We start from the raw sequence: 18,522 nt of genomic DNA, 5'->3' as shown, positions 1-18,522 counted from the left end.
GCCTGCCACTGGCAGCGCGCATGACAGGCAAGACAACGCCCGGGAGCAGGCAATGGCCAATGAAAACGCAAGCCCGCAGCAGCAGGATTCCGCCCTTGCAGCGGCAAAAGCGCTGGACGCGGACAGCACGCAGTATGTGACCTTCCAGAGTGGCGACGACATGTTCGCCGTAGCAATGGCGCCGGTGCTGGAAATCATCCGTGTGCCCGAGGTAGTGAGGGTGCCGCTGGCGCCACCAGCCCTGCTGGGGCTGGCCAATCTGCGCGGCAAGATCCTGCCCATTATTTCCTTGCGGCACGCATTCGGTTTTCCGCCACGCGAACACGATGACAGCACCCGCGCCTTGGTGATCGACCTGGGCCAGCCGCTGGCTTTTGTGGTTGACCGGGTGGCCAGTGTGGTGGCGGTGGAGTCGGCACGGCTGGAGAGCGTGGACAGCCTGCGCTGTAGTATCGATACCGAGCTGTTGGCCGCCGTGATCAAGGATGTTGGTGACCAGGCCATGGTGATGGTGCTGGATTTTGCCCGTCTGCTGGCTGGCGAGTTTGCTGAACTGGCGCGCATGGCGGCGGACCAGCAAGGTATGGCCCGCCTGGCGGCCTTGGGCAGCGAGGGTGCCGATGATGAGCAAGCCAGCGACGAGCTGCAGCTGGTGAGCTTTGCGGTGGCCGGCCAGGAATACGCCATCGCCATCGAGGATGTGCGTGAGATCGTACAGCTGCCTGAACAGGTGGTGCACGTGCCACGCAGCGATGCCCACGTGCTGGGGGTAATGACCTTGCGCCAGCGTTTGCTGCCGCTGGTCAGCCTGCGCAGCCTGTTCGGGCTGCCGCCGCTGACTGATACCGAGCACAGCCGCATCATGGTGGTGTCGTTGGGGCAGGCGACAGTGGGTTTGGTGATGGATAGCGTGAATGAAGTGCTGCGCGTCAGTCACCAGCTGGTAGACGACATGCCAAGCTTGCTGGCGCGCGACGGCGAGCTGGCCGAGATCAGCCGCATTTGCCGGCTGGAGCAGGGCAAACGGCTGGTGTCGGTACTGAATGCGGCCAACCTGTTCGATCACCGTTACATCAAGGAGGCACTGCAGGATATGAACACGCTGTCAGCATCGCAAGACGACGCCTTGCTTGAGGCGCTGGATGAAGAGGTGGACGACGACGAGCAAGTGGTAGTGTTCCGCCTGGCGCGCGAAGAGTTCGGCGTGTCCATCGACAGCGTGCAGGAAATCGTACGCGTCCCGGAGCAGCTCATTCACGTGCCCAAGGCCCCGGCCTGTGTTGAGGGGGTCATCAACCTGCGCGGCAGCGTGCTGCCGGTAATCGACCTGCGTCGACGTCTGGGCATGGACAGCATGGCGCGCAACGAGACCCAACGCGTGGTGGTGTTTCTGATCGGTGGTGTGTGCACCGGCTTTATTGTGGATTCGGTCGCCGAAGTGCTGCGTATCCATAAGGACGCCATCGAGCCGTCACCGCGCTTGTCGGAGGCGCAGGCCCGGCTGCTGGCGCGCATGGCCAAGCTGGATAAACAGCAGCGCATGGTACAGCTGATCGACCCGGCTTACCTGCTGGCTCAGGGCGATCTGGAGGAGTTGGCCACCCTGGCCGCCTAAGCGCTGGCCAGCGCCCCGTATCAGTGAGTCAAACATGAAAAAAGTACTGATTGTGGACGATTCGGCGCTGATGCGCCGTCAGCTGTCGGCCATGCTGACCCAGACTGGCAGCTTCGAGGTACGCACTGCCCGTAATGGCAGCGAAGCGGTGGCAGAGAACCTGCGTTTTGAGCCGGACGTCATCACGTTGGACATCAACATGCCGGAGATGGATGGCATGACGGCGCTGTCGCTGATCATGACCCAGCGCCCGGTACCGGTAGTGATGGTGTCGTCGCTGACCGAGCAAGGGGCGCTGGCTACCTTTGAAGCGTTGAATCTGGGTGCGGTCGATTACGTCACCAAGCCCGGCGGCACCATTTCACTGAGTCTGGCCCAGGTGCGCGACGAGCTGGTACGCAAGGTGAACGCCGCGCTGCGCGCCCGGCTGCGCTTGCCAGGCGGGCGCCCCGGCCGCGAGCGTCCGCCTCCCGCCCCCCGGCCTGTTAGCCGTGTGCTGACGCCCGCAGCCGAGCGCGACGGCCTGCTGCTGATCGGTGTTTCCACCGGAGGTCCGCGTACGCTGGAAGACATCCTGCCACTACTGCCGGCCGATTATCCGTACCCGGTACTGGTGGCACAGCATATGCCAGCGGCTTTTACCCGCACCTTTGCCGACCGCCTCAATGGCCTGTGCGCGCTGGAAGTGGTAGAGGCATCGTCGCCGATGCCGGTAGAGGTTGGCCGCATCTACATCGCCAAAGGTGGTGCCGACATGGTGCTGACCGAGCGCGCAGGGCGGCTGACGGTACTGAGCAAGCCGGAAAACCCCGATTACCTGTGGCACCCGTCGGTAACGCTGCTGGCCCGTTCTGCGTTAGCGCTGCTGCCAGCCAGCCAGCTGACGGCGGTGATGCTGACCGGCATGGGCGACGACGGTGCCGACGCCTTTGCCGACATACGCCGCCAGGGCGGCCGCACCATTGCCGAATCGGAAGCGTCGGCGGTGGTATTTGGCATGCCCGGCGAACTGATTGCCCGTAACGGCGCCAGCATGGTGCTGCCTGCCGAGCGCATCGCTGCCCAACTGGGTTTGTGGGCGCGACGCTGACCGGAGGAACCGTCATGGCCTTGATCCGCAAGCAAGGGGAAGCACGAACGCCCCGGCAGGAGCAGCGACAGCGCGAGCGCAACGGCGATACGCTGTTGCTGCAGTTGCAGGACCCAAACCCGCTGGCGCGGCGTTGGGCCGCCCGTGACCTGGTGGATTACCCGGCCGCTGCCAGTGCGCTGGCCGCCAGGCTGTTGCAAGAGGCCGACTTGTCGGTACGCGAGGTGATCCTGACGTCGCTGACGCTTATCGGCAGCCCCGCCGCCATCCAGGGCCTGCTGGATTGCTTGCGCAGCGAAGACGCCTGCCTGCGTAACGAAGCCATCGCCTGCATGCAACAGCTGCCCGCCGAGGTGGCCCCCATCATGCAGCAGCTATTGCACAGTGACGACGCCGATTTGCGCATCTTTGCCGTCAATATTCTGGCCGCACTTTGCCACCCTCAGGTAGAAAACTGGTTGATTCAGGTGCTGCAGGAAGACCCCCACGTCAACGTCTGTGCTGCCGCGCTGGACTTGCTGGCCGAGGTAGGCACCCCGGCTGCAGCGGCGGCCATCCGCCTCGCCAAAGGCCGTTTTGCCGCGCAGCCTTACATCCAGTTTGCCGCCGACCTGGCGCTGGCACGTGTTGCCGAAAGCGGGGCACCGTGATGACGACACTGTCGATCAGCGAGGATGACTTTGACAAATTCAGGGAATTCTTCTACCGCAAGACCGGTATCCACTTCGACAGGAGCAAACGCTATTTTGTCGACAAGCGCCTTGTCGAGCGGGTACTCAAGACCGGGCACGACAGTTTTCGCAGCTATTTTGCGTTTCTGCGCTTTCAGGCTTCCGGTGAGGAGTTTCAGATACTGGTCAACCTGATGACGGTGAACGAAACCTACTTTTTCCGCGAGGCCTACCAGTTTCAGTGTCTGGTGGGTGCCATCCTGCCGGAAATCCTGCAGCGCCAGCGCCGTCAACAGGCCATCCGCATCTGGGTCATTCCGTCGTCTACCGGGGAGGAGGCGTACTCGATCGCCATGTATTTGCTGGAGAACTGGCCGCAGATCAGCGACTGGGACGTGGAGATCATCTCGTCCGACATCGACACCGGCGTACTGGAAACCGCCCGCGCCGGCCTGTACTCGGCGCGCTCGGTGGCACAGCTGCCGCTCAGCTACCTGCAGAAATACTTCGAGCCCAGCGGCGACGGTTACCAGATCTGTGATGCATTGCCCGAAGCCGTAACGTTTACCCGCGTCAACCTGTCCGACCGCGAAGATACCCGCGCTTACCGCCAGTTTGACGTCATTTTCTGTCGCAATCTGCTGATCTACTTCGACGATGTGTCGCGCAAGGCAGCAGCAGAAACTTTCTATGACGCACTTAACCCAGGCGGCTTTGTCCTGCTCGGCCACTCCGAGTCGATGAGCCGCATCTCTGCCTTGTACAAGGTCAGGAAATTTCCCGAAGCCATCGTTTACCAGAAACCCGGGGAGGCCAGATGAAGCGAATCCTGATTGTCGACGATGCCGCCACGGTGCGCCTGTACCATCGTGCCATCCTGGAGGCCGAAGGCTATGAAGTCGATGAGGCCATTAATGGCATCGAGGCGCTGGAAAAACTGCTGAGCGCCCGTTTCGACTTGCTATTGGTCGATGTCAACATGCCTAAACTGGACGGCTACAGCCTGTTGCGTGAAATGCGCGCCAACCTGCAGATTGCCCAGGCGCCAGCCATCATGGTGTCTACCGAGGCCGCACCGCAAGACAAGGCGCAAGCCTTTGCCGCCGGGGCCAACGACTACTTGGTGAAACCGATCCGGCCAGAGCAGCTGCTGGCCCACGTCCGCTTGCTACTGGGAGCCTAGAGCGATGGACCCGATTCTGGCGCAATTCCTTAACGAAAGCCGCGACGGCCTGCAACGCATCGGCCAACTGTTGATGCAGCTGGAAAGCGAGCCGGGTGACGATGAACTGATCGCCGAACTGTTCCGCTTGGTGCATACCATGAAGGGCAACAGCGGCCTGTTCGACTTTCCAGAAATGACGCTGATGCTACATGCCGGTGAGGATCTGATGGTGCGCGTCCGCGATGGCCAGCAGGTCTACAGCCAGGTACTGGCCGACGCACTGCTGCAGATGGTGGATTTTCTGGACACCCTGTTCGACGAAATCGACGCCAGCGGTCACAGCGACCCCGGCCACGGCAGCGTTGCCAGCCAGCTGGCCGCCGCCTTGCGCGCGCTGATGCAGCCTGGGGCAGCCGTAGTACCGCAAACCGTAGCGGCCAGTAACTTGCCCCTGGCAAGCACCATGGCGCCGCCTTTCGATCTGGGCAGGCTGCCAGAAGCGCAGCGCATGGCGCTGTACCGCCAGCTGCAGCAGGGCGGCTGCCTGTATGCCGTGTGCTACCGTCCGGACGAGGGCTGTTTCTTTCAGGGGCTGGACCCGTTGCACCAGGCCATGCACACCCCCGGCTTGCAATGGGGCGGGCTGGCCGCACGCGAGGCCTGGCCGGCACTGGCCAGCCTGGACGCCTATCGCTGCATGCTGGACTTCCATCTGTTGTCTGAAGCTGGCCGCGACGAGCTGGACGATTACTTTCGTTACACCCCGGATGCAGTCACGCTGGCGCCGGTTCAGGCCATCTGGCTGGTACAGCCGGCAGGCGAGCACAATGGCGGGCCGGTGTACGACGATTTTCTGGCCGAGGCGGAGCCGCTGCTGCAACAAGGCGAGCTGACGGCTCTGCAACGCAGCGTGCAGGCGCTGCTGGGTTTGTCCAATCCGGCGCTATGGTTATCGTCCGCCTTGCGCTGGCTACTGCTGGTGCTGGAGCTGGAGCCGGACAACACCGCGTTGCAGCAGGCGCTGCTTGCCAGCGTGCGCGACTTTCAGCCGCCACGGCTGGCGGACGTCTGCGCGGCCAACCTTGTCCCACCATCGCCAGCTGTTGACAGCGAGGCACTGCTGGATTTGCTGGCCATCCAGCAGCAGATTCTGGCCTTGCCGGTGGACGCCGACTGGCATTTGGGCCGCCTGCGGGCTGTGGAGAGCAGCTTGCAGGCTTGCCTGTCGTTGCCTGCTGCCGCCCGCGCTGGCCTGCAGCAAGCACTGGCGAGTGCTGAAACGGCACGCAGCGGCCAGCCGCTGCTGGACTGGCTGCAACCCTATCTGCCCGCACCTGCGGCCAACCTGTCAACCAGCGTGGATGACAGCCCGGCCTTGGCTAGCGACACCGACGCCGTCTTGCGTCGCAGCGAAAGTGGCGGCAGCTTGTCGCGTACCCTGCGCGTAGATCAGGACAAGGTTGACCGCCTGGTGAACCTTGTCGGAGAGATGGTGGTGGCCAAAAATGCTTTGCCCTACCTGGCGCAACGTGCCGAAAGCGAATACGGCAGCCGCGAGCTGGCGCGAGAGATCAAGTCACAGTACGTGGTGATCAACCGTATTGCCGAAGAAATGCAGGACGCAGTATTGCAGGTGCGCATGATGCCGGTGTCGTCGGTGTTGCAGCGTTTTCCGCGCCTGGTGCGCGACCTGTCGCGCCGGCTGGGCAAGGAGGTGCGGTTGGTGATGAGTGGCGAGGAAACCGCCGCCGACAAGAACATCATCGAAGCACTGGCTGACCCGCTTATCCACATCGTGCGCAACAGCCTGGATCACGGTCTGGAAACACCTGCCGAGCGGGTGGCTGCCGGCAAGTCGCCGCAGGGTACGCTGACACTACGCGCGCAGCAGGAAGCCGACCGCGTGCTGATCGACATCCGCGACGATGGCCGCGGCATCGACCCCGAGCGTGTCAAGCGCAAGGCTTATCAGCGTGGCCTGATCGACGAAGCGACCATGGAGCGGTTGAGCGATCAGGCTGCCATCAACCTGGTGTTTGCTGCCGGTTTTTCTACTGCTGATGCTGTTTCCGATTTATCGGGACGCGGTGTTGGCATGGACGTCGTGCGCAGTGCTATAGAGAAGGTGAGCGGCACGGTGCAATTGCAGAGCCAGCCGGGCAAGGGGACGCAGTTGCGGCTGAGCTTGCCGCTATCCATTGCCATCAGCCAGGTGATGATAATCCGTAGTGACGGCCAGTTGTTCGGGGTGCCGATGGATGCAGTCGTGGAAACGGTACGCGTCCCGCGCCAGGTTATCCACGGCATCAAGTCCAGCATGGCGGTGGTGCTGCGCGGGCGCATCGTACCGCTGAAGGCGCTTAACCCCTTGCTGGGGCTGGCGTCTCCGCCACTGGCTAACGAAGAAGACGAGCTGGCGGTGTTGCTGGTGCGGCTGGGGGACGAGGTAGCCGGCCTGATTGTGGACGATTTTGATGAAACTGCCAGTGTCATCGTCAAGCCGCTGTCCAGCGTGCTGGCCGGTTTGTCTGCTTATGCCGGCTCGGCGTTGATGGGTGATGGTTCGGTGCTGATGGTATTGAACGTGAAGGAGCTGCTGTAATGCCGGTCGAGTTCAAGCGCAATGTGGCTTTTTTTCGTGGCCAGGTCGGTGTCGACGAAGCCGAAGTGTTGCTGGGCTGGTTGCAACAGCACCCGGCAGCGCAGGCCGACCTGGCTGCTTGCAGCCACCTGCACCCGGCCAACCTGCAAGTAATGATGGCCGCTGCGCTGCGGGTAAAGGCGTGGCCGGCTGACCCCGTTTTGCGGCAGTGGCTGCAAGGCGCGCTTACCACCCAGGCCAACGAGAAGAGGTAAACCATGCCCAAACTGATATTCATTGTCGACGACTCGTCCACCATGCTGATGAGCGTCAAAGGCAACCTGGAAATGAACGGTTACCAGGTAGCCACCGCCAACGATGGCCAGGAGGCGCTGGACAAACTGAAAGCAGGTCTGAAGCCCGACCTGATCATCACCGATATCAATATGCCGCGCATGACCGGGCTGGAGCTGATCAAGCATGTGAAGACACTGCCCGGTTTCCGCTTTACGCCCATCCTGACGCTGACAACCGAGAGCCAGCCCGAAAAGCGAGACGAAGGCAAACGGCTAGGGGCGACTGGCTGGCTGGTGAAGCCGGTATCCGGGACCGACCTGGTGAAAGTGATCAAACAAGTGCTGCCGGGTAGCTGACATCATGGCCCACACCATCCTGACATCCTTGCAACCCGGTGCCGGCCGCCGCTTCCTGCTGACCTTGCTGGGTGCGCTGGCGCTGACAGCGCTGGCCACGGCCTTGCTGGCCCCGTGGTGGGAGGCGCTGGTAAGCACGCTGCTGCTGGGGCGCGTGGCTGCCGATTCTTTATTTGCCATGTTGTCGTTGCTGTTATTCCTGCTGGTGTGGTCAGTGCTGGCTCTGCCCTTGTTGCGTAGCGAAATTCTCTGGCTGCTGCAGCAGATCGACGGGGGCGATCACAGCGCAGCCCGGGCCCGGCAGCAGGCTCTGGATAGCGAGATGCAGGCGGCGTCACCGTTTTTGCAGGTGATGGACAAGCAACTGCATGGCTCGCTGCAAGAGCTGGAACGCGGTGCGATGGCCATCATACAGACCGTCAATTCGGTACACGCCATCTCTAGCGAGCAAATGACGCGCATCAGCGATTCGATGAACAATGGCCAGCAGCTGTCTGCTGTTATCCAGGATCAGACCGAGCATAGCCGCAAGGTGGTGGATATCCTCAAACAGCATATTGATGAGCAGCAGCAGGTAATGCGCGAGACGCTGGATCGCACCGAGCGCCTGAGCCGTGATGTGTCGGCGCTGGCCCCGCTGGTGGGCGTGATTGCCGATATCGCCAAGCAGACCAATTTGCTGGCGCTGAACGCCGCGATTGAGGCCGCCCGCGCCGGCGAGACAGGGCGCGGCTTTGCCGTTGTTGCTGACGAAGTGCGCAAGTTGTCGTCGCAAACGGCCAACGCGGCTTCTGAAATATCGGTGCGCATTACCGCCGCCACCGATCGTGCCGAGCAGGAGCTGCAGCTGGCACAGCGGGCGCTGACCCAGAACGCCAGCGCCACCAATCTGGGCGCCATCGTGGCGGATATTGCCGATATGGAGCAGCGCTTTGCCGAAACCGACCGCTTCATGCAAGGCATTCTGACGGCGGTAGAGGCCGCCAACCGTCAGGTATTGTTGCAGCTGTCGGATGCGCTGGGTTATATCCAGTTCCAGGACGTGGTACGTCAGCGCGTCGAGCAGGTGCAGTACGCACTGCGTGAAATGGACGGCCATTTTGCCCAGTTGCGCAGTTTGCGCGACGGCCTGCCCGAGCGTTCGCTACAGCAGAAGCTGGATGGCCACCTGGCACAGTATGTGATGGAAGGGCAGCGTCAAGTACACGCCGATACGCTGGGCAAAGCACCGGCAGCCAGCGCCGCTCGCCCTACCATCGAGCTGTTCTGATGGCGGCGGTTCTCGCCATCAGCAATCGCAAGGGCGGTAGTGGCAAGACGGCCACTGCCGTCAATCTGGCGGCCAGCCTGGCTGCCAGCGGCCAACGCGTGTTGCTGATCGATCTCGATACCCAAGGCCATTGTGCGCTGGGTCTGGGGGTAGCCTGCAGCCGGCACACGCCTAGCGTGCACGACCTGTTTGCCAGCGGGGCCTGCCTTGCGACAGCTTTACAGCCGACGGCGTGGCCGAGACTAACGCTTTTGCCAGCCAACCCGCTGTTCGAGCACGGTTCCGGCAGCCAGCAGCCGGATTTGCTGCGGCAGGCTCTGCAACGCGAAGGCCTGCTGGATGCCTTTGACGTCATCATCATTGATACCCCGCCTTCACTGGATACCCTGCTGCTGAATGCGCTGCACGCCGCACAGTGGGTGCTGGTACCGTTTGTGCCGCACTTCCTGGCGGGGGAAGGCGTGCGCCAGCTGGCGCGCACACTGTTCCGGCTGGCCAGCAGTGGCCAGCACCCGCAGTTGCGGTTGCTGGGCTTTTTACCGGTGATGTGCGATGCGCGCATTGGCCTGCATCGCCGCACGCTGGATCAAGTGGGGCTGCAGTTCGGTGTATTGCGTGTACTATCGCCGGTTCGCAATGACATCCGGCTGGCCGAGTCATTTGCTGCCGGGCAGCCACTGTCTCACTTCGCGCCACGCAGCCGTGCTGCGCAAGACTACGCCATCGCTGCGGCACAAGTTCTCGCCTTGATCACCACACCGCCAGCCAGCTAGTCGATTTGCCCGCCCGCAGTCAGCAGCGCGTCGACCAGCGCCGCAACCAGCGGCGAGGGGTTGCTGCTGCGCCAGGCGACGGACAGCGTCATGTAGGCGTCGTCGTCCAGCAGTGGCACGTAGCGGACACCGGGCAGTTGCACGCACTGCAGCGGCGCCGGTAACACGGCTAGCCCCAGCCCGGCAGCTACCAGGCCGATCTGGGTGGTGGCCTCGCCTGCCAGCTGGTGTACACGCCAGTCAAAGCCGGCTTGGCGCGCCAGCTTTTCCAGCCGTCGCGTCAGCCAGTTGCCACTGCTGGACGGGTAGCCGATGATGCGTTCGCCGGACAGCCGCAGCAGGGGGATGGCGGCCTCGCCAGCTAACGGATGGTGTTGCGGCAGCACCGCCACTAGCCGGTCGCGGCGCAGCTCGCGCAGTTGCAGGCCGGGGGTGTCTTCCTCGCCGTTAAAGCGCACCACGCCTACGTCCAGCTTGTTGCTGCCCAGCAGCTGGAACTGCTCGCGGGTGAACTCCTCGTGGAAGTGCAGGGTAACGTCGGCGTGCCGGCGGCGAAAGTGTTGCAAGGCCAGCGGCAGCAGCGGCATCAGCGGCAGCGACGAGGTGAAGCCGATGTTCAGTTCGCCGATTTCGCCACGGGCGGCACGGCGTGCTTCGTCGGCAGCCTGGCTGGCGCCTTCCAGCAAGGCACGGGCGCGCAGCAGAAAGCGCTCGCCGGCCGGCGTCAGCCGCACGGCACGTTGGTGGCGCTGGAACAGGCTGACGCCCAGCTCGTCCTCCAGCGCGCGAATCTGCTGGCTAAGCGGCGGTTGCGCCATGTGCAGGCGCTCGGCGGCGCGGGTGAAGTGCAGCTCCTCGGCCACCGCCACGAAATAGCGCAGGTGTCGCAGCTCCATTTGATACTTTCAGGGTATTAAAACCTGTCCAAATATATATTGGACGTTGCCATTGGCCAAGCCTACGCTGTCACCATTGCCTGAAACGGGTGCCGTCTTATGTCCTCTGCCTCTGCTACGCTGGCCGCGCCAGCCAACTCTCCAACCGCTACTGCGCCGCTGCACGCTGGCTCCAAGGCCTGGTGGCGGGCGACCTGGGCGGCTGCCATCGGCGGCTTTGCCACCTTTGCCTTGCTGTACGGCGTACAGCCTTTAATGCCGCTGTTTGCCGCCCAATACGGTTTGTCGCCAGCCGGTGCCAGTGCCGTGCTGTCGTTTGCCACGCTGCCAATGGCGCTGTTGCTGATTCCGGCCAGCCTGCTGGCCGACAAGGTTGGCCGCACGCCGCTGATGGTGGCGTCGCTGGCGGGTGGCGTGCTGCTGTCATGGCTGGCGGCGTGGAGCAGCAGCTTTGGCTGGCTGCTGCTGTGGCGGGCGTTGTTTGGCGTGCTGATGGCTGGGCTGCCGGCGCTGGCGCTGTCTTACCTATCGGAAGAGCTGGCGCCGGAGTCGCTGGGCCGCGCCGTGGGCTTGTACATTGCAGCCAACGCGCTGGGCGGCATGAGCGGCCGTTACCTGGGCGCGGTGGTGGCCGACGCCTGGGGGCTGCAAAGCGGCTTGCTGGCGCTGGCGGCGCTGGGCACGGTAGCGGCCTTGCTGTTCTGGAAGTTGCTGCCGCCGTCGCGCCGCTTTACGCCACGACCGGTGTCGCTGGCCAGCGTGCTGGCCGATAGCCGCAGCCACTGGCGCGACCCAGGCCTGTCCCGCTTGTTCGTGCTGGGTTTCATGCTGATGGGCGGCTTTGTCAGCTTGTACAACTACCTGGGCTTTCGCTTGCAGGCAGCGCCGTTCGGGCTGTCGCAAAGTGCCATCGGCCTGATCTTTTTGCTGTACGTGGTGGGCATGGTGTCGTCCAACCTGGGCGGGCGCTGGGCCGACCGTTACAGCCGCCGCGTGGTGTTGTGGAAAATGGTGGCGCTGATGCTGCCGGCGCTGCTGCTGACGCTGAGCCAGAGCTTGTGGCTGGTGGTGGCCGGCGTGGCCCTGTTTACCTTTGGCTTCTTTGCCGCGCATTCGGTGGCGGCCAGTTGGGTTGGCCGCCGTGTGCAGCACGCCCGCGCGCTGGCCTCGGCCTTTTACCTGACGTCGTATTATCTGGGTTCGGCCTTCATCGGTAGCGGTTCCGGGCTGATGTGGCGGCTGGACGGCTGGCTGGGCGTGGCCGGGCTGATCGGTGCCTTGCTGTGCCTGTGCCTGTGGCTGACCTGGCAGCTGCGTGCGGTCGAGCCGCTGCCGGTATCCCATGCCGCTTGAGTGAGGGTGGCGCTGGGCGGCACGATGGCATATACCGGAAGCTGTCTACCCGCCGGGAGTAAACCATGAGCCTGAATGTTGTTGCCATCTGTGGCAGCCTGCGCCGTCAATCCGCCAATATGGGCATGCTGCGCTACGCCGCGGCCAACCTGCCGGAAGGCATGCAGCTGACCATTGCCGACTTGTCCGACATGCCGTTTTACAACGCCGACATCACCGAAAAGCCGGCCGCGGTACAGCGCTTGCTGGGCCAGCTGGCCAGTGCCGACGCGCTGCTGTTTGCCTGCCCGGAATACAACTACTCGATCGCCCCGGCGTTGAAGAATGCGCTGGACTGGGCCTCGCGCGAGCCGGGTAATGTGCTGCTGGCCGGCAAGCCGGCGGCCATCATGGGCGCTGGTGGCGGTATGGGCACTTCGCGTGCGCAGTACCACCTGCGTCAGGTGTGCGTGTACCTCAACCTGCACGTGCTGAACCAGCCGGAGGTGTTTGCCAATGCCTTTGCCGGTGGCTTCGACGCCAACGGCAACCTGACCGATGGCACGATCCAGGACAACATCCGTAAACAGTTGGCCGCACTGCAGGCTTGGCATGCACGCTTGCAAGCTTAGCCACGGTTTGATCGCCTAAGGCCAAAGCAGCAAGGCCGCGCCCCTGGGCGCGGCCTTGCTGCTTTGTCAGGCGGCTGTTGTGGTGCCGCTTAGGGGCTATACCACAGCTCCTTGCGTTGCAACGGCGTTTCCGCCGGCAACAGCGGGTTGTTTAGCCGGATGATCACGCGTTTGTCCAGCTGCAAGCGTTTGAGTGCGGCCGCATGAAATTGGCGGAACAGGCGGTCGAAACTACCGTCGGCGATGGCGCGCTCCAGCCCGGTTTCCAGCAGCCGGGCCAGCGCCTTGTTACCGGGTGCAACAAAAAAGTAGAACGCGGTGGGGTAGTGGATCAGCACATACGGGTCAATGTTGATGCCGCTATTGCGGTGCGCCAGGTATTCGTTTTCGATTTCGATGACGCCGCGCGGGAAGTAGTCGAAGCGCTGCTGGTTAAGCATGGTAAACAGCGGCTCGTAGTCGGACGAGGTAATCACGGTCAGGCCAGCTGCACGCAGGATATTGACATCTGGCCAGTCGTGGCCCTGACCGGCACTGTACGCGCGCAGGTCATCTACCGTGCGGACGTCGGCCAGCAGTTCGCCGCGGCCTTCGCCAAGCAGTGCAACCCGCCAGCCGATCAGACCTTTGTATAGAGGTATGCGCACCGGCAGCAGCTGCCGTTCGCGTTCTCTGCTGGTCATGGTCCATAACAGGTCGATACTGCTGTCCGGCCGCTGCAGTAGCAGGATGGCGCGGCTTTGTACCATGGCACGCGCAGGCTTTAGCAGACAGTTGGCACCTGTTTTCTGACACGCCAGCCGCAGCAAGGCGAGCATGTATTGCTGCTGCGGATCATTAGCGGTAGCCAGTAGCGGGTAACGGATAGTGGTGGCAGCGTGGGCGAAGCCGCTGCCGATCAAGGCGAGCAGCAGGGCAAACAGTCTAAGCAGGGTCATGGCCGTGCTCTCCACAGAGATGATGGTGCATCATAGGACGTACCGACCCCTCTGCATAAAAAAGCGCGGCGCTGGCACGGGCTGCCAGCGTTAGCCCCTGCCTGCCTTACTGGATGATGCCGCCACCCAGACAGATATCACCATCGTACAGCACGGCAGACTGGCCTGGCGTGACCGCCCATTGCTTGTCGCGGAAGGTGAGGGTGGCTTTGCCATCCACCACCGGCGACAGCGCACAGGCGGCGTCGGCCATGCGGTAGCGGTTCTTGGCAGCGTAGTCGCCGGCGGCCGGGGCCTGCGGCAGCGTCCACGACAGGTCGGCCATTTGCAGCGTGGGCTTCAGCAGCAGCGGGTGGTCGTGGCCTTGCACCACCACCAGGCGGTTGGCCGCCATGTCCTTGCCGGCCACAAACCACGGCTCGCCGTTGCCATCCTTGGCACCGCCGATGTTCAGGCCCTTGCGCTGGCCCAGCGTGTAGAACATCAGGCCGACGTGCTCGCCCACCACCTTGCCGTCCGGCGTGACCATCTCGCCCGGCTTGGTGGGCAGGTAGCGTTGCAGGAACTCGCGGAACGGGCGTTCGCCGATAAAGCAGATGCCGGTGGAGTCTTTCTTGGCCGCAGTGGGCAGGCCGGCTTCTTCGGCCAGGCGGCGCACCTCGGTCTTGTGGATATCACCCAGCGGGAACATGGCACGCGACAGCTGGTGCTGCTGCAGGCGGTACAGGAAGTAGCTCTGGTCCTTGGTGTGGTCCACGCCTTTCATCAGGTAATGCACGCCGTCGCGTTCCAGCTTGCGGGCGTAGTGGCCGGTGGCGATGCAGTCGGCCCCCAGCGTCATCGCGTAGTCCAGGAAGGCCTTGAACTTGATCTCGGCGTTGCACAGCACGTCCGGGTTCGGTGTGCGGCCGGCCGAGTACTCCTGCAGGAAGTAGGCGAACACGCGGTCCTTGTATTCCTTGGCGAAGTTCACGATTTCCATGTCGATGCCGACAATGTCGGCCACGCTCATCGCGTCCAGCGCGTCCTGCTTGATGGAGCAGTATTCGTCGTCGTTGTCGTCTTCCCAGTTTTGCATGAACACGCCGATCACTTCATGCCCCTGCTGCTTCAGCAGCCAGGCCGTTACCGACGAATCCACACCGCCGGACATGCCGACAACAATCCGTTTTTTACCCGTCACGGGGAAAATCCTTCCTTCCAAAGTGCAAGAGGCACCACGACAGGTGGTGCCCCGAAATCCCTGAACCAGCCATCCACTACCCAGACGTCGCCAGTGTCGATGTCCTGCACGGTAGCGGCATGGTGTTCGTTAAACAGCCACGGCGCGCGAAACGCGTCTGCTGCCGGCTGGTGATAGCGCAATAAGTGCAGCGACTGCAGCAAGGCCAACAACTGGTGCAGGTTGTGGGTATGGTCAATGCAATCCATACGCCCCAGTATCCTGTCGTCTTCATGGTTGTCGCCACGGTCCTCCGCCAGCGGCAGTGTCTGGGCCGCGATCTGGTAAAACGCCAGTGCCACGTCTTGCAACGCGGCGCGTTCCGCGCCCGCATCGTCGGCCTGTCTCAAACGGCCAGCCATCCAGATCAGGGCATCAGCCGGCAAATCAATAGTGCTGCTGCGATCGCATCCGTAATGGTAACAGAGGGTTAGCGGCTCTGCACCGGCCTGCGCCAGCCACAGGGCCAGCCATAGCGCACAGATCAGGCTGGCCCGGCGCATGCTCAGTGGCCCAGATGGTAGATGCAGGACAGCGGCAAGCGCTGCCCGGCCAGATAGTCATCGATACAGCGGCCCACCAGCGGGCTGCGCCAGAGGGCTTGCTGGGCGCGGATTTCAGCGGGCGTCAGCCACACTGCCTCGACAATGCCGTCGTCCAGTTGGCTGCGGATCGGCGCCGCGCCGGCGTCGCACACGAAGGCAAAGCGCAGGTAAGTGATGTCGCTGTTGTCATCCTTGTCGGCCAGGTAGATGCCGCACAGCGCCACCGGCTGGGCCGCGTAGCCGGTTTCTTCCAGTGCTTCGCGTGTGACTGCCTGCAACAGCGTTTCGCCGTATTCCAGGTGGCCGGCAGGCTGGTTCAGGCGCAGGCCGTGCTCGGTCTGTTCGCGCACCATCAGCAGGCGGCCGTCGCGTTCGATGAGGGCGGCGACGGTGGTGTTGGGTTTCCACTGCGTATCGGGGGTAGGGCTGCTCATATTAATTGACAATCGTTATCATTTGTTTCTAATATACAAGTACTGCGACTTATTCTTAATCATCAACAGGTGTCGACATGTACGTTTGCCTTTGCCACGGTGTAACCGACCGCGACATTCGCCAGGCTGTCTTTGACGGCGCCGTCACCATGCGCGATCTGGCGCGTGAGCTGGGCGTTGCCACCGAGTGTGGCCGCTGCGCCTGCAGCGCCAATCAGGTACGTAAGCAAACCTTGCTCCAGATCAGCGAGCCGGAACTGGTCGCTGCCTGATTCTCCTGCAGAATCAATCGCATTCTCATTGCATTTTGGCGCGTGGCGCCAAGCTTGTCATTGCATAAATCTGTGCCATAATCCGTGAAATTCGATATAGCAGGAGGTCACGGCCATGCAAGGCGACAAGAAAGTCATCAAGTTTCTGAACCAGATTCTCAAAACCCAGCTTACCGCCATCAACCAGTACTTCCTGCACGCCCGCATCTTCAAGAACTGGGGCCTGAAAGAGCTGAACGAGCACGAATACCACGAATCCATCGTGGAAATGAAAAATGCTGACAAGCTGATCGAACGCATCCTGTTTCTGGAAGGCCTGCCCAATCTGCAAGACTTGGGCAAACTGTACATCGGCGAGAACACCCAGGAAATCCTGGAATGCGACCTGAAGCTGGATAACGAAGGTCTGCCGCTGCTGAAAGACGCCATCGCCTACTGCGAGTCAGTCAAAGACTACGTTACCCGCGACCTGCTGACCGAGATGCTGGAAAGCGAAGAAGAGCACATCGACTGGCTGGAAACCCAGCTCGGCCTGATCGAAAAACTGGGCCTGGCCAACTACCAGCAAAGCATGATCGAAGACTGAGCCTCTTCAACCGTTTTGCCGCAAAAAAAGCCCGTCGGACGACGGGCTTTTTGCTGACGTCAGCCAAAAACAAACCCCGCCGTGTGGCGGGGTTTGTTGTGTGCGGCCAACCTTACTGGGCGGCGGAGGCGTCGGCCGGGGCAGGTTCTTCTGGTTCCTGCCACGGTAATGGCACGCGGATACTGTTGACCTGGAGGTTGCCATCACTAAACATCAGCTTGGTGCTGATCTGGCCACCTTCGCGGCGGATCAGCTTCTGCGCTGCCCATTCGTCCAGCTGGGCAGACAGCAGGCTGCGTGCCAGAGCGTCGATTTCCGCGACATCTGGCTGTTCTTCGGCGCTGGCATCTACCGTAAACAGGTTGCGAGCTTGGGTTACCACCAGGTTTTCCAGCGTCTGTTGCGGCAGCTCCAAGTTAACCTGGGCGGTAAAGCGTTTCAGAAATTGCAGCGTGTTTTTCAGGTCTGCCGGCTGAAAGCCTTTTAGCGATAGGCTGCCGTCCAGCTGGGCGACGCCGCTGGGCATTTTCAGGTAGAAGGTATTCACCACCAGCCGCGGGTCGTTCTGTAGTAGCGGCAGGCCTTCTTTCATGATGGTGTCGATGTACTTCTTGCGAAGTAGTGCCGGGTCGGTACCCTGGAACGGCAGCTTGCCCAGCGCCTCATCCAGCTTTACCAGCGTGGGGCCGTGTAGATGGTTGGCCGATACGTCCAGTTTGAACGGACCATAGTTGCTGTCGTTGTAGACGAAACGCTCGAAGTCCAGTTTGCCGCGAGTGTTGACAAAGTCTTCCTGCTCGCTGGTGACAATTTGATATTTCAGGCCAGACAAGCCGACATTGGAAGGGCGGAACTCGCCGGACGGGTTGATGAACTCGCCCACACGCACGCGGCCCACCAGGTAGATCAGTTCGTTCAGCTTGATGCTGTACGGAATCGCTTCGTTCCAGTTGAGCTTGATGTCGCCCACGCTCAATTCGCTATTGCCTAGCTTGACACCGCTGCTGCCGGGTCGTACTTCGGACAGGTATTTGACACTGTCAAAAGCAAAGCGGCCTTTGGGGCCGGCTTCCAGAACAAAGCCCGGGCTGGACGAACTGACGGTGTATTCCTTGTACCCGGACTGGTAATTGACGTTAAGGTCAAAGCCGCGCCAGTTCATTTTCACGCCGGCCAGTGTTTCTTCGTAGTCGAACTTGGGTATGGTGACGCTCAGTTCGCCACCGCCGGTCAGGCCCAAGCGGTTGACTACGGTAATGGGCTCGGCATCACCAAAGAAGCGCTGCAGGGTTTTGCGGGTGCCGTCGCTCATGTCGAACTCGGTACGCACGATGGCGCGGGCCGGGCGGAAGTCCAGATCAAACAGGCCGGGCAGCAGGCCGTGCCGTACTTGATGGCGATAACGCAGCGTACCGTTCAATAACGGGCGCAGGTTTTCCGGCAGCAGGCCAAGGTAGGGGCCTAGCAGCTGCTTGTTCAGTTCCAGTTCGGTGGTTTCCTCGGACGAGAACCAGCCGCGATCATACTGGTGGGATTTCACCGTGAACACCGCCATGCTGGCGATCATGCGGTGTTGTTCCAGCAGGGTTTCTTCGGCTTTGCTGCCGGCCCAGTAGGCAAAGCCGCCGTACAGCACAAAAGCGCCAGCCACGGCCGCGGCGGTCAGTTTGAGGTGTTGCTTGTTGAGGTTCACGATCCGGCCTGAATAGGAAAACGAACGGGCATCTTACCTTACCTGTGCCGGCTTATGAATCGGCAAGCGGAGGGCGCTGACATACCGACGGTATTTTTGGTAGGCCTGTCTGATACTTGGCGCAATGTTCTCGGTTTCTATAAGGCAAAGAGTG

Annotated in this window: 20 protein-coding genes; 14 read left to right on the top strand and 6 right to left on the bottom strand. The window is 62.1% G+C overall.

Annotated features, from left to right (window positions below; genetic code table 11):
- Positions 1–52: 52 nt before the first annotated feature.
- Genes ACK4FZ_RS07960 through ACK4FZ_RS07915 form a run of 10 tightly spaced genes read left to right on the top strand, consistent with a single transcriptional unit; the run spans position 53 to position 9,818 of the window.
- Positions 53–1,615, top strand: coding sequence for a chemotaxis protein CheW (locus ACK4FZ_RS07960; RefSeq protein WP_409819622.1), 1,563 nt, complete (start codon positions 53–55; stop codon positions 1,613–1,615).
- Between the two features lie 34 nt (positions 1,616–1,649).
- On the top strand, positions 1,650–2,705 hold the full coding sequence (gene cheB / locus ACK4FZ_RS07955) for a chemotaxis-specific protein-glutamate methyltransferase CheB (protein ID WP_409819619.1): 1,056 nt from the start codon (positions 1,650–1,652) through the stop codon (positions 2,703–2,705).
- 14 nt (positions 2,706–2,719) lie between these two features.
- A complete protein-coding gene (locus ACK4FZ_RS07950; RefSeq protein WP_409819617.1) occupies positions 2,720–3,355 on the top strand; it encodes a HEAT repeat domain-containing protein in 636 nt (211 codons plus the stop codon).
- Positions 3,355–4,197 (top strand): CheR family methyltransferase, encoded by an 843-nt coding sequence (locus ACK4FZ_RS07945; protein WP_409819614.1) that lies wholly within the window; start codon positions 3,355–3,357, stop codon positions 4,195–4,197. The genes ACK4FZ_RS07950 and ACK4FZ_RS07945 overlap by 1 nt, the downstream gene beginning before the upstream one ends.
- Positions 4,194–4,559, top strand: coding sequence for a response regulator (locus tag ACK4FZ_RS07940; protein ID WP_409819612.1), 366 nt, complete (start codon positions 4,194–4,196; stop codon positions 4,557–4,559). Before ACK4FZ_RS07945 ends, ACK4FZ_RS07940 begins: the two co-directional genes overlap by 4 nt.
- Positions 4,560–4,563: 4 nt before the next feature.
- Positions 4,564–7,143, top strand: coding sequence for an ATP-binding protein (locus ACK4FZ_RS07935; RefSeq protein ID WP_409819609.1), 2,580 nt, complete (start codon positions 4,564–4,566; stop codon positions 7,141–7,143).
- On the top strand, positions 7,143–7,397 hold the full coding sequence (locus ACK4FZ_RS07930; RefSeq protein WP_409819607.1) for a hypothetical protein: 255 nt from the start codon (positions 7,143–7,145) through the stop codon (positions 7,395–7,397). Before ACK4FZ_RS07935 ends, ACK4FZ_RS07930 begins: the two co-directional genes overlap by 1 nt.
- 3 nt (positions 7,398–7,400) lie before the next feature.
- Positions 7,401–7,775, top strand: a complete 375-nt coding sequence (locus ACK4FZ_RS07925) for a response regulator (RefSeq protein WP_409819605.1) — start codon at positions 7,401–7,403, stop codon at positions 7,773–7,775.
- Between the two features lie 4 nt (positions 7,776–7,779).
- Positions 7,780–9,045, top strand: coding sequence for a methyl-accepting chemotaxis protein (locus ACK4FZ_RS07920; protein ID WP_409819603.1), 1,266 nt, complete (start codon positions 7,780–7,782; stop codon positions 9,043–9,045).
- Positions 9,045–9,818, top strand: coding sequence for a ParA family protein (locus ACK4FZ_RS07915; protein ID WP_409819600.1), 774 nt, complete (start codon positions 9,045–9,047; stop codon positions 9,816–9,818). The genes ACK4FZ_RS07920 and ACK4FZ_RS07915 overlap by 1 nt, the downstream gene beginning before the upstream one ends.
- Here the strand turns inward: ACK4FZ_RS07915 and ACK4FZ_RS07910 are convergent.
- A complete protein-coding gene (locus tag ACK4FZ_RS07910) occupies positions 9,815–10,714 on the bottom strand; it encodes a LysR substrate-binding domain-containing protein (protein ID WP_409819598.1) in 900 nt (299 codons plus the stop codon). The two genes, ACK4FZ_RS07915 and ACK4FZ_RS07910, sit on opposite strands and share 4 nt — an antisense overlap.
- A gap of 99 nt (positions 10,715–10,813) precedes the next feature.
- Between ACK4FZ_RS07910 and ACK4FZ_RS07905 the strand changes: the two genes are divergently transcribed.
- On the top strand, positions 10,814–12,067 hold the full coding sequence (locus ACK4FZ_RS07905; protein ID WP_409819596.1) for an MFS transporter: 1,254 nt from the start codon (positions 10,814–10,816) through the stop codon (positions 12,065–12,067).
- A 65-nt stretch (positions 12,068–12,132) separates the two neighbouring features.
- A complete protein-coding gene (locus ACK4FZ_RS07900; RefSeq protein ID WP_409819593.1) occupies positions 12,133–12,678 on the top strand; it encodes an NADPH-dependent FMN reductase in 546 nt (181 codons plus the stop codon).
- Positions 12,679–12,767: 89 nt separating this feature from the next.
- On the opposite strand, the gene ACK4FZ_RS07895 is transcribed toward ACK4FZ_RS07900, so the two are convergent.
- From ACK4FZ_RS07895 to ACK4FZ_RS07880, 4 genes are all read right to left on the bottom strand, one after another.
- A complete protein-coding gene (locus tag ACK4FZ_RS07895) occupies positions 12,768–13,616 on the bottom strand; it encodes a hypothetical protein (protein ID WP_409819590.1) in 849 nt (282 codons plus the stop codon).
- 106 nt (positions 13,617–13,722) lie between these two features.
- Complete coding sequence (gene mnmA / locus ACK4FZ_RS07890; protein ID WP_144372410.1) at positions 13,723–14,799, bottom strand: tRNA 2-thiouridine(34) synthase MnmA; 1,077 nt, start codon at positions 14,797–14,799, stop codon at positions 13,723–13,725.
- Positions 14,796–15,341, bottom strand: coding sequence for a hypothetical protein (locus ACK4FZ_RS07885; protein WP_409819586.1), 546 nt, complete (start codon positions 15,339–15,341; stop codon positions 14,796–14,798). Before ACK4FZ_RS07885 ends, mnmA begins: the two co-directional genes overlap by 4 nt.
- Before the next feature lie 2 nt (positions 15,342–15,343).
- The gene (locus ACK4FZ_RS07880) at positions 15,344–15,817 is read right to left on the bottom strand and encodes an NUDIX hydrolase (protein WP_409819583.1); all 474 of its coding nucleotides are present in this window, start codon (positions 15,815–15,817) and stop codon (positions 15,344–15,346) included.
- Positions 15,818–15,894: 77 nt separating this feature from the next.
- Here ACK4FZ_RS07880 and ACK4FZ_RS07875 point away from each other — a divergent pair, with 77 nt between their 5' ends.
- On the top strand, positions 15,895–16,089 hold the full coding sequence (locus ACK4FZ_RS07875; RefSeq protein WP_144372407.1) for a (2Fe-2S)-binding protein: 195 nt from the start codon (positions 15,895–15,897) through the stop codon (positions 16,087–16,089).
- 115 nt (positions 16,090–16,204) lie between these two features.
- Entirely contained in the window at positions 16,205–16,675 is a 471-nt protein-coding gene (bfr, locus tag ACK4FZ_RS07870) for a bacterioferritin (RefSeq protein ID WP_409819580.1), read from the top strand.
- A 112-nt stretch (positions 16,676–16,787) separates the two neighbouring features.
- On the opposite strand, the gene ACK4FZ_RS07865 is transcribed toward bfr, so the two are convergent.
- Entirely contained in the window at positions 16,788–18,368 is a 1,581-nt protein-coding gene (locus ACK4FZ_RS07865) for a YdgA family protein (RefSeq protein ID WP_409819578.1), read from the bottom strand.
- Between the last annotated feature and the right edge of the window lie 154 nt (positions 18,369–18,522).

The organism is Vogesella sp. (genome assembly GCF_046297735.1).
GTDB lineage: Bacteria > Pseudomonadota > Gammaproteobacteria > Burkholderiales > Chromobacteriaceae > Vogesella > Vogesella urethralis.
This window is presented reverse-complemented; position numbering and strand designations above follow the sequence as displayed.